Here is a 10,890-nt window from a genome sequence, read left to right as displayed (position 1 = left end):
GCACGGCACCCGCTACCACCACATCTCGACCGACGAAGTGTACGGCGACCTGGAACTCGATGACCCGGCTCGATTCACCGAGGACACCCCTTACAACCCTTCGTCCCCGTACTCGTCGACCAAGGCGGGCTCCGACCTGCTCGTGCGTGCGTGGGTGCGCTCCTTCGGGGTGGCGGCCACAATCAGCAACTGCTCGAACAACTACGGCCCGTACCAGCACGTCGAGAAGTTCATTCCGCGCCAGATCACGAACGTCATCCGCGGGGTCCGCCCGAAGCTGTATGGCGCCGGCGAGAACGTGCGGGACTGGATCCACGCCGACGACCACTCCTCCGCGGTGCTCACCATCCTCGACAAGGGCGTGATCGGTGAGACATATCTGATCGGTGCAGACGGGGAGAAGAGCAACAAGGACGTCGTCGAGCTCATCCTCGAAACTATGGGACAGCCTCGGGACGGCTACGACCACGTCACCGACAGGGCGGGACACGACCTCCGTTATGCGATCGACTCCACCAAGCTCCGCAGGGAACTGGGCTGGACCCCGCAGTACTCGGACTTCGAAGCGGGCATTGCCGCGACCATCGACTGGTACCGCGATAACGAAGCGTGGTGGGCACCCAGCAAGGACGGCGTCGAAGCGTTCTACGCCAGCAAGGGGCAGTGACCAGGAGCGGCGGTCTGCCGTCGAGAGACACCCCTCGGTCTGTTGACTCCGCGCGATCTGGTGGTCGCTGTTCGCTGAAGTTGGTCACGGTAGACTTGTGGAAATGTTGACGTCAGATGAGGACGCCGCGGCGCGCCTGCAGCGATTGGAAGCAACGCCGCTCGGTCCCGTCGGCGGTCAAAGCGGCAGGGGAGCAGGGTGGGGCGCCCTCCGGAACCTCTTCTCACAGCGCGAGATGCTCGGACTGCTGGTTCGCCGGGATCTCAAGGCCAGGTACAAGGACTCCACGCTCGGCTTCTTCTGGTCGCTGATACGACCGCTGATTCAGCTGGGCATCTACTTCATCGTGATGGGGCAGTTCCTCGGCGCCGCCAAGTCCATCCCGGACTTCGCGGTCTACATTTTCGCGGGTCTTTCCGCGGTCGGACTCTTCACCGAGATCGTCGTCGGAGGCACTGGCTCGCTCCTCAGCAACGCCGGACTGGTGAAGAAGGTCTACCTGCCGCGCGAGGTCTTCCCGCTGTCGAGCGTCGGGTCGGCCTTGTTCAACTTCGCCATCCAGCTCATCGTTCTGGTGGGCGCCACCTTCCTCGTCGGGAAGCCGCCTCTCCACTGGGAGATCCTCTACTTCTTCCCGGCGCTGCTCGTCCTCGTCGTCTATGGAACAGCCCTCGCACTCCTGTTCAGCGCAGTCAACGTCTACCTGCGCGATACCCAGTATCTGGTCGAGGTCGTGACCATGCTTCTGTTCTGGCTCAGCCCGGTCGTCTACTCGTGGGAGATGGTCAAGACCCTGGTGACCTCCCCGTTCCTCCTGCAGCTCTACACGAACAATCCCCTGACTCTCGCCGTGCTGGGCTTCCAGCGTGCTTTCTGGGTCGCCGGAGAGCAGAACGATTGGCCCGTCGCGCTTCTCCTGCGGCTCGTGATCGCACTGATTGTCGGCATCGTCCTGCTCTTCGTCTGCCACCGGGTCTTCATCCGGTTGCAGGGAAACTTCGCCCAGGAGCTGTAATACATGCCAGGTTCCCACTCGCCGCGAACCACTGACCCCGCCACTGCGCCGGAGGTCGTGAAAATCGAGGACGTCTCCAAGAAATTCACCGTCCGCAAGGACTCGTCCATCAAGGAGCGGATCGTCACGCTCGGTCGGCCCGGGCGTCAATATCGACGCGAGTTCTGGGCCCTTCGGGACGTGACGCTCGACATCTTCGCCGGCGAGACGATCGGCCTTATCGGTCACAACGGCTCGGGCAAGAGCACCCTGCTGAAAGTGATCGGCGGCATCATCGAACCCACCGCAGGATCGGTCCAGGAGCGGGGTCGGCTCGCCGCACTGCTGGAATTGGGCGCGGGCTTTCATCCGGACCTGACCGGCCGGGAGAACATCTTCCTGAATGCGTCTGTGCTCGGTCTGAGTCGCGAAGAGACCGAAGAGCGCTTCGACGACATCGTCGCGTTTGCGGCTATCGGAGACTTCATCGACACCCAGGTGAAGTTCTACTCATCCGGAATGTACGTGCGTCTCGCGTTCGCGGTCGCGGTGCACACGGACCCGGATATTCTGCTCGTGGATGAGGTGCTCGCCGTCGGGGACGAAGCGTTCCAGCGTAAATGCATGGATCGCATTCGCGACTTCCAGCGTGAGGGACGCACCATCATCATCGTCAGCCACTCACTCGACCAGGTGGTCGATCTCTGCGATCGCTGCGTCCTCCTGGATGCCGGACGAGTGGTGTACGACGGAAACCCGTCGATTGCGGTTTCCCGGTTCCGTGATCTGCTGGAGGAGCGCCGGATCGCAGAGCGCAGCGCCGTCTCGAGCCAGGCCCAACGGCGTGCCGGCGCGATCACCCGGGTGGCGGCTGTTGCGGTGGGTCGCGACGCGCGCGAGACCCTGCAGCCTGGCGATGACCTGGAGATCCGTGTCACCGTCGCGGCTGATCAGCTCGAGTCCTGGAGCTGTCGGCTCCAGATCGACGACACCATGGGGCAGAAGATCTACGTGACCGGGACCGATTGGCTCGGGACTCCCGTGCCCGTTGTCGAGGGCGGCTGCGAGGTCGTGTTCCGCCTGAAAAGCCCGTCCTTCGGTGGCGGAAAGTACTTCGTCAATACAGCCCTGCTCGACGACAGCGGAGAGAACCTGCACAACATCATGCAGGCCGCCTCGTTCAACGTGGAGGCGGACCCGCAGGCGATCGGCTATCTGCGCATCGCCGTCGAAGGAAACGTCGCCGCCGCGCTGTAGAAGACGGGCAGGATCTGAGCGAGAAGGGGGAGCCRCGYGGCTCCCCCTTCTCGCGGTCAGACGGCGGTGACCTCGGCCAGACGCRGGTGCAGTCGATCCTTCTCCGAGAGCTCCGCCCGCTCCAGCGGGATCGGCCACGGGATCTTCACCGTCTCATCAGCGAGGTTGAGGAACGAGTACTCTCCGACCTTGTCGGCGCTCCAGTGGTCGTTGACCAGGTAGGAGTAGGCGGTGTTCTCCTGGAGGGTCTGGAACGAGTTCCCGACTCCGCGGGGGATGTAGATCGCCGTCGAGGGATCCAGCTCGGCGGTGAACACCGCGCCGAAGCTGTCGCCGGCCCGAAGATCCACCCACGCTCCGAAGACCGATCCCACCGCGATGGAGATGAACTTGTCCCAGGGTTCCGCGTGGATGCCGCGCGTCGTGCCGATCGCGTCGTTGAATGAGATGTTGTTCTGCACCGGGCCGAAGTCGGGCAGGCCGAGGGCGAGCATCTTCTCCCGCTGCCAGTTCTCCTTGAACCACCCGYGGTTGTCGCCGTGCACGGGAAGGTCGAAAAGCAGCACCCCGGGGATCGGTGTGTGGTGCGCCGCCAGGGGCTTGCCGTACTCCAGTGACATCATCTCTCCTTATTCGCCGATGAGTATCGCGCCATCAGCGATCGAATGGCCGTGGCGTCGCCCCAGGACCCGCTCGAGTCGTAGGGGCGGTCCGGGAAGGCGCCGTACTGGAGGCGCAGCCCGAGATCATGCTCGCCGATGAACCGCTCAACGCGGCTGGCGAGGGATTCGGGTTCACCCGAGCTGGTGTTCAACACGCCGGTGATCCCCGGTGTGGTGGCGGCCACAGCTATCTGACGCCCCAGTTCGGCGACATCGATGAAGTCGTAGAGCGTCTTGCCGGTCGTGAAGGGGAACTCCGTCTCGCCGCGATCGGAGGCCTCGAGCAGCTTGGTGAAGATGGATCGATTCCGCCGGTCGTCACCGAGGATGTAATAGGCACGGAGCCACACGTACTCCGCGCGGTCCCCGATGCTGAGGAACGTGGACCGGCGCAGGGCGTCCTTCGCGATCCCGTAGAGCGACGCCGGGTTCGTCGGGGTGTCCGCCGTGATGGCTCCCTCCCAGAAGCCCACCTCATGCATGGTTCCGAGCGCAGCGATCCGCGGGACGCCCGCATCGGCGAGCCCCACGAGGAAGCGATAGTGCGCAGAGAGGTTCTCCATATGAGACGGGGCGTTATGGACGAATCCGTCCTGCCACGCCAAGTGGATCACGGCGGCCACCTCTTTCAGCGGCACGACGGAGCTCAGATCGAACGCCGCGTCAAGCACATCGGCCTCGACGACCTGGACCCGCGGATCCTGGTGCCCGTCCCGAATCTGTCGCACGATCGCCACGCTCTGGAATCCCAGGTCGGCAACAGCATTGACGACATGCCGTCCGACGTAGCCGCCCGCACCGGTGATGACTACCGTCTTGCTCATAACAGCCTTCCTGATCTCATTGCCGAAGAGCGCCGATGACAACCAACACCGCGGTCATCGCCACGAGGATCATCAGCGGCACGAAGCGCACTCTCGTCAATATGCCGTCCCCGCCCCCCTTGGGAGCGACGGGCGTCCAGTTTCCCAACCCTGCCAGCCAGCGCGGCATCCAGTTCTTGAGATCGAGCGCGGGCTTCTCGATCAGCACCCAGCTCAAGAAGGCGTACACGTGAACAGCCACGGTGACGACGAGCAGGTAGACGAACCAGCCGGCTGACTGGATGTCGAGGTCCGCCGCGAGGAACATGACCGGCCAGCCCGCGATGTAGATGCCGTACGACAGGTCAGCGCGGCGGTCCCATCCCGAGAGCGCCTTGACCCGGCTTCCGAACCAGATCAAACCGTAGGCGAAAGCGTACTGCCCCAGCAGGAACCAGCCGCCCMTCCACCAGCAGAGCGCCGCGACGATGAGCATGCCRATGCCAAGCCGGTCATCGAATGGCACTCGGTGGATGTAGAGCTGGACGAGAGTGCCGAAAGCAAACGGAGCGGCCAACTGCAGCACCTGCGGATTGCGTGCACTGCTTGCAGGGTGCTGAGCAGCAGGACACCCGCTGCCGCCAGAGCTCCCACGACGCGTCCCGCCAGTGCGCCGATGAGACCCAGCCCGAGCACCGCGAGATAGCAGGCGAACTCGTACAGGAGGGTCCATGCAGACCCGTTCCAGGTGTTGTAACCGTGCTGCACAGCGGGCGTGTCAGCGCCGGTGCCGGCGATCGCCCATTGGTTCAGCACCAACKTGAAGTTGTTGTAGACGTACGTCCACGGCGAATCAGCCTCGACCGAGAAGAACCCGCGAATCGAGCCCTGGTCGTAGATCCATGAGAGCGGGGCAAGCGCGAAAGCGGTGACGATCAGGATGAGGAACCACGCGGGGAAGATACGCGCGACACGATGCCACAGGTAGCGCACCGGCGACTTCGAGTTCATCATGCTCCGTGTGATGAGCATCCCCGAGAGGAAGAAGAAGCCGGTTACGGCGACGCCGCCTAGCGATGTCTCGGCACCCCACTGCGAACCGATGTCGGCGCCCTGGAAGAGCCCGGCAACCGGGCCAGCATGCGAGAAGATGACCATGAAGGCCATCAGCCAGCGGAGGAACCCGATCGAGTTATGCCGAGGATCGAATGCGGTTGCGAGACTCCCTACCGCCATCTCACAGGCCTACGGGGTAGCCGAACTGCGCGGCACTCTCCCACGTCGCCCGAGGCAGATTCGTGTACACCGGCGCTGCCCCTCCGAAGAACGTCCGGATGGCGGCGAGCACATGGATCGTATCCGTGTCTATCTCGGTCGTGAACCCGCACCAGTGCGCGGTGCAGAGTTCATAGGTCCGAGAGCGGATCGCCACGGAGACGATGGAAGGGTCGATGTCCACCCAGTCGTGGGCTGGGTCGATCACCGCGTAGCCCCCGTTGAGCGCAGCGCCGACGATGATCGCTCGAACCGCCGACATCTGCCGCTGCTCGAGAAGTCCGGCACGGAGGAACCCGTCGACACCCCAGCGGAACATCGGCGATCGGCGATCGACGATGTGCTGGTTGCCCCAGTCGGCGATGTCATGCTTTGGGATCACGCCGGCCGGAAGGGTGGATCCGCGCCCGGMGTGGTACACGAACGCACCCTGCGCGAGGAGGTGCTCATAGCCCGCGTTGGTGGCGCGCGCTGACCAATCCGACTCCTCACCGTAGCCTCGACCGAACACCGGGTCCATCAGTCCCACCGTCTGCAGGACGGCGACCGGGATGATCATCGCGAACGAGATCCCCGCCGGGATCTCCAGCGTCTCCGACCCGAACTCGGCCGCAAGCGTCACCCCGATCTGATCCGCGACCTCCTGCGTCTCGACGTAGAGCTCGGTGCCGTTCGGAAGGGAGTACGGATCGACATTCGTCGACCACGCCGTGACGGAGGCCGCGCGGGGCGACTGGGAGATGACGTCGAGCAGCACCTGAACCGAGTTGGCTGCATAGATGACGTCGGAGTTCGATATCACGACGTAGTCGTATTCAAGGCGCTGCGCAGTGGCGAGACCAAGATTGACGTTCCTCGGGATCCCGAGATTCAGCGGAGATCGGTAGTAGACGGCGCCCGTCTCGTGCGAGGCGTCCTTCAGGAAGTCGCTGAACCCGGGCTCCGGGCTGGCGTCGTCGAGGACGATCACATCAAGGTCGAAATCGCTTCGCTCCAGACGCGCGATCGATTCGAGAGTGCGTCGCGCAAAATCCCGACCGTTGTAGAAGGTGACGGCGAGCAGCACCCGTGGCCGACGAGAGCCGGTCACCGCCCCATCATCCGCTTCGCCCTGCGAGCCAGCACGTACGCCGTGTGGTTGCTCCGGAAGACATGCTCGACCTTCCGCCGAGGGTCCATCAGTCGCTTCAATGCAACGATCTCCGCATTGAGTTTGTTGATCTGCTCGTCGCGATCGAAGAGATCCTTCGCCAAGGCGATCACCCGCAAGTTCGCGACTTCCGCATCTTTCAACGCCCGCTCAAGTGACACAGCGTCAACCACTTCCGGAGACAGTTCCTGGCCCTCGCCCATCGCAAACATACCTCTCGTGTTCTTCCGGCTCGCTGGCTCAGCGCAGCGAGAATGCTCCATCGAGCACCTCAGAGCGTGTGACGAAGGAGTGCTCCGACGACACGCTTCGGGTTCTCCCACAGCACGGCGTCGAACGGACAGATGCGGCCGAGGTCGTTCGCCAATGGGATGCTTCGAATTCCGCGTCCTCCCGATAGATTACCATCCCCCATCCGGGCGCTTCACTGCACCCCCTCACCCCGGAACCGAGATGACGCCGTTCAGGAACTGCTGGGAGACGACACCGCCCACCGTAACCGCCGCACTGACCGGGAGCCCATACTTGCCGTTCTGCCCACCCGCTGCATCCCACACAGCGAGGATCGGCGCCACGACGGTGACGGCGCCGGTCGATGACGACCACGCGATCGCGCCACGCTCGAACCGTGTGGAGCAGCCCTTCGAGACGCAGAACTCGGCCTGCACCGGCAGTCCCAGCGATCCCGCCGGGCCGCCTGCGGCCATCCACACATCCCGATACGCTGCATACACCGCGAGAATCGCCCCGGACGTCGATCCGGACAGCGTCCCGCCCTCGAACGCCTGGTAGCACGTCACCGGCACACACACCATGCCCGCCAACGGCGCACCCAGTCGACCCAAGCCGGAACCCTGAGCCTGCCACGGCGGCAGGAACCAGCCGGCGACGGTTGCGACCCCGTTCGCCGGCGTCCAGACGACTGTGCCTCGCTGGAAGACCTGCGAACAGTCATGCCCGTTACAGGTCTCGGCCCGCACAGGGAGCCCGAGCGAACCTTCCGGGCCCCCAGCCGCCATCCACACATCGCGATATGCCGCATACACAGCGACGATCGCCCCGGACGTCGATCCGGACAGCGTCCCGCCCTCGAACGCCTGGTAGCACGTCACCGGCACACACGTCATGCCCGCCAACGGCGCACCCAATCGACCCAAGCCGGAACCTTGAGCCTGCCACGGCGGCAKGAACCAGCCCGCGACCGTCACCGCTCCGTGCGCCGGCGTCCAGACGACTGTGCCTCGCTGGAAGACCTGCGAACAGTCATGGCCGTTGCACGTCTCAGCGCGCACGGGGATCCCCAGTGATCCTTCTGGGCCTCCCGCCGCCAYCCACACATCSCGATACRCCGCATACACAGCGACGATCGCCCCGGACGTCGACCCCGACAGCGTCCCGCCCTCGAATGCCTGGTAGCACACCACCGGCAGGCAGACCATTTCGGACAGGGGGAGCCCCAACCGCCCCTTCTCATATCCGGCAGTCGCCCAGGCGTCCAGGAACCAGGTCCTCGTCACGACGATGCCTCGCGCGGAGCTGTCGATCCTCGCCGCGGCGAAGCGCTGATTGCACGTCCCGCTCGCATCGCACACGGCCGCGGTCCTCGGCCCGCCGACGACCGGGAGTCCGCCGAGCGCCAGGTACCTCGATGCAATGGGCTCCGGAACGGCCTCGGTCCGACCCTCAGCTGAGACGATGATTCCGCCGGCGAATTTCTGCATACAGCCGGCCGAGGTGCACACGGAATTGGTCGACGGGAACCCGAGCCATCCCGTCGTGAGTCCCGTCGCATTCCACACTGTGAACATCGAGCCTGTCACGGCCGTCGCCGAGTCTCCTGAGAAGAGCCCGCCGCGGACGAAGAGCTGAGCGCAGTGCGTTGCGTCGGAACAGAGTTCCGGACCGCGTGCGGCTCCGAGAGCGATGCCACCCGAGGCAACCCAGGCCGATTCGACGTGCCGGCCCACGAGCGATCCTCCAACCGCGTCCGCCGCGATCACGCCGCCGTCGAAGGATTGCGTGCATGTGCCGTCGGGGATGCAGACCACGACTCCGGTGGGCAAGCCGGGGGCGCCGTCGATGAACCCGAGGTTCCACCACATCTTGTCGATGACCGATGGGACGCCGAACACCCCACGGCCGGGGAACCAGTAGATCACCCCTCCCTTGAATGTCTGCTGGCAGTAGCGGCCGTTGCAGTTCTCTGCGCCGGTGGCAGCCCCGAGCAGCCCGGCCTCCCCGCCGAGCGCCGCCCACACTTTCGCGTAGTCGCCGACCACCGAATAGCCGGTGGGGCTGCCGAACCAGTCCGTGTAGAGCCGCCAGAAGTTGCGGTTCCCGTAGGCGGAGCAGAAGTCCCCGGTGCCGTACAGGTTGTCCAGAGCGGCTTGGTTCGGGGTGTACGGCGTGTAGATGTAGAGGGCGCGCGTCGCGTTGTTCTCGATGTAGACGCGCTTCGTTCCGCAGATGCGGGCATTGTCGGGAGGCGTGGCCTGATAGAGGATGTTGTTCCAGCCGAGCTGGTAGGCGAACCACGCCGGATTCTTGATGTAGATCTGCATCTGCCGGGCGGCGCCGTAGATCTGGTAGAAGAACCCGGCGAATGCAGGATTGCAGTCGGCTCCATCGGGGCACCCCTGCCCGAGTGCCGCGCTGTAGTTGCGCGAGGTCGGCGAGGTGGCGGTGATCAGCGCCTGCTCCTTCTGAAGCATGACCAGGATCACTTTCGGACTGATCCCACATACTTCAGAGACCTTGCTGATGAGCTGTGCCGCGCTCATGCCGCCACCCGGAAAGGCCTTGCAATAGGAGTCCGCCGCCAGCTGGGGCGTCGACTGCGCGTAGTAGTCCTTCAGGCAGGGCATGCCGTTGCTGCCGACACAGCTCGTCACTTTGGAGTTCAGGAATGCCTGGATCCCCGCGGCAGTCATCGATCCTGAGTCGAAGAAGTTGGCATCGGAGATGAGGTTGCCATGCTGGAAGTCMCCCGCGTTCGCCGCAGACGCGGACGGTGGGTCCGGCGGTGAGATCGCGAATGCCAGCGCAGCACCGAGCAGAATCCCGAACGCCACGATCATCGCCAGCAGTCGGCGCGAGCGGGGCTGCGGCGGGGTGGCGGTCACGGCTGTGTGACCACCGTCGGTTCGGAAGTCACGCGGGAATTCTCTGATTCGTAGGCGAGCACGAGTGTCCATTCGCCAGACGGCGCCTGGATCTGGATCACGCCGCAGTTGACGGCGGCTGGGGTCGACTGAGCATCTCGTCGTCCAATCAGAGTCYGACCGTTTGAGGACGTCGCCGTCAACGTACAAGTCCCGTCACCCCGGACGTCACCGGTCACGATCCCCGTCGCATAGACGAAGTCCCCGTCAGCACCCGAGTTCACGATCGTCACTGTTCCCGGACCGGCAGGAGTGGGCTCGGGCTGCACCTCATCGGTTGCAAGCGGACTGGGCGCGGGTTCTTGCGTGGAAGACGGTGTGGGTGAGTCAGGKGGTGTGGGTGAGTCAGAGGGAGTGACTGCCGGAGACGAGGTCTTGCTCGGMTCAGTGGACGCAGACGGGGATGCTGGAGAGTCGGCGTTCCCGAGGTAGAGGGMCATCAGCGCGACCGCCGCGGCCACGACGAGGGCCGCCGCGACGACGATGAGGACAATACGCGCAGGACGCCGCATGATGCGACCATATGCCCCTTRACGACACGGGGAATACCGGCACTCCGATCGCCTTTCGATCGGAGGGGAGCCGGCGGTCGCGCGGGTGTTCGACGTCGACGGCTACGGGAGGCTCTCGCAGGCGATGCGGTCGTTGTTCCCGTCGAGCTTTGCGATATCGCCCCAGTCCGCGTAGTACGCATCGAACCAGGACTGCGCTTCAGCCTGGGTGGCGAAGTTGGTGCAGTTCTTCGTATCGCCCGGATTGCCCGCGTGCACGCTCACCCCGTGGGCCGGGTCCCAGACCAGCAGGCCGTGCTGGAACGGGACCTGGCAGTAAGTGCCGAAACAGGCTTCCGAACCGTTCACGAGCCCCAAGGCTCCGCCCGGTCCGCCATTGGCGAGCCACGTCGACACGTACGCGCTCGAC

The 10,890-nt window shown here is 64.6% G+C and carries 10 protein-coding genes and 1 pseudogene; 3 read left to right on the top strand and 8 right to left on the bottom strand.

The genetic code is table 11. The annotated features are described in order from the left end of the window. From AC1DP3_RS17830 to AC1DP3_RS17820, 3 genes are all read left to right on the top strand, one after another. Positions 1 to 667: dTDP-glucose 4,6-dehydratase (locus AC1DP3_RS17830; RefSeq protein WP_477295631.1), on the top strand; the 667-nt coding region annotated here is incomplete at its 5' end. 103 nt (positions 668 to 770) lie between these two features. Next, a complete protein-coding gene (locus AC1DP3_RS17825; RefSeq protein WP_477295629.1) occupies positions 771 to 1,682 on the top strand; it encodes an ABC transporter permease in 912 nt (303 codons plus the stop codon). A 3-nt stretch (positions 1,683 to 1,685) separates the two neighbouring features. After that, positions 1,686 to 2,918 (top strand): ABC transporter ATP-binding protein, encoded by a 1,233-nt coding sequence (locus tag AC1DP3_RS17820; protein ID WP_477295627.1) that lies wholly within the window; start codon positions 1,686 to 1,688, stop codon positions 2,916 to 2,918. Between the two features lie 68 nt (positions 2,919 to 2,986). Here the strand turns inward: AC1DP3_RS17820 and AC1DP3_RS17815 are convergent. The 8 genes and pseudogenes from AC1DP3_RS17815 to AC1DP3_RS17780 form a co-directional block, all read right to left on the bottom strand. After that, positions 2,987 to 3,538, bottom strand: a pseudogene (locus AC1DP3_RS17815) (dTDP-4-dehydrorhamnose 3,5-epimerase family protein); the annotation flags it as partial. Then, a complete protein-coding gene (locus AC1DP3_RS17810; RefSeq protein WP_477295625.1) occupies positions 3,538 to 4,404 on the bottom strand; it encodes an NAD-dependent epimerase/dehydratase family protein in 867 nt (288 codons plus the stop codon). The pseudogene AC1DP3_RS17815 and the gene AC1DP3_RS17810, both read right to left, overlap by 1 nt. Before the next feature lie 16 nt (positions 4,405 to 4,420). Beyond that, entirely contained in the window at positions 4,421 to 4,879 is a 459-nt protein-coding gene (locus AC1DP3_RS17805) for a hypothetical protein (protein WP_477295624.1), read from the bottom strand. Continuing rightward, positions 4,801 to 5,619, bottom strand: coding sequence for an acyltransferase family protein (locus tag AC1DP3_RS17800; RefSeq protein WP_477295622.1), 819 nt, complete (start codon positions 5,617 to 5,619; stop codon positions 4,801 to 4,803). The genes AC1DP3_RS17805 and AC1DP3_RS17800 overlap by 79 nt, the downstream gene beginning before the upstream one ends. 1 nt (position 5,620) lies before the next feature. Then, positions 5,621 to 6,748, bottom strand: a complete 1,128-nt coding sequence (locus AC1DP3_RS17795; protein WP_477295620.1) for a glycosyltransferase family 2 protein — start codon at positions 6,746 to 6,748, stop codon at positions 5,621 to 5,623. Beyond that, complete coding sequence (locus AC1DP3_RS17790; protein ID WP_477295618.1) at positions 6,745 to 7,011, bottom strand: hypothetical protein; 267 nt, start codon at positions 7,009 to 7,011, stop codon at positions 6,745 to 6,747. Before AC1DP3_RS17790 ends, AC1DP3_RS17795 begins: the two co-directional genes overlap by 4 nt. 234 nt (positions 7,012 to 7,245) lie before the next feature. After that, positions 7,246 to 9,930, bottom strand: a complete 2,685-nt coding sequence (locus AC1DP3_RS17785; protein ID WP_477295616.1) for an LGFP repeat-containing protein — start codon at positions 9,928 to 9,930, stop codon at positions 7,246 to 7,248. A gap of 653 nt (positions 9,931 to 10,583) precedes the next feature. Continuing rightward, positions 10,584 to 10,890: excalibur calcium-binding domain-containing protein (locus AC1DP3_RS17780; protein ID WP_477295614.1), on the bottom strand; the 307-nt coding region annotated here is incomplete at its 5' end.

It is taken from the genome of Microbacterium sp. P5_B6, from assembly GCF_056400345.1.
The sequence above is the reverse complement of the archived record's forward strand: the minus strand, read 5'-3'. Positions and strand labels throughout refer to the sequence as shown.

Excerpts from the sequence above, each read along its gene's own strand:
- AC1DP3_RS17825 (WP_477295629.1), top strand. The coding sequence starts at position 771 with ATGTTGACGTCAGATGAGGACGCCGCGGCGCGCCTGCAGCGATTGGAA.
- AC1DP3_RS17820 (WP_477295627.1), top strand. The coding sequence starts at position 1,686 with ATGCCAGGTTCCCACTCGCCGCGAACCACTGACCCCGCCACTGCGCCG.
- AC1DP3_RS17810 (WP_477295625.1), bottom strand. The coding sequence starts at position 4,404 with ATGAGCAAGACGGTAGTCATCACCGGTGCGGGCGGCTACGTCGGACGG.
- AC1DP3_RS17790 (WP_477295618.1), bottom strand. The coding sequence starts at position 7,011 with ATGGGCGAGGGCCAGGAACTGTCTCCGGAAGTGGTTGACGCTGTGTCA.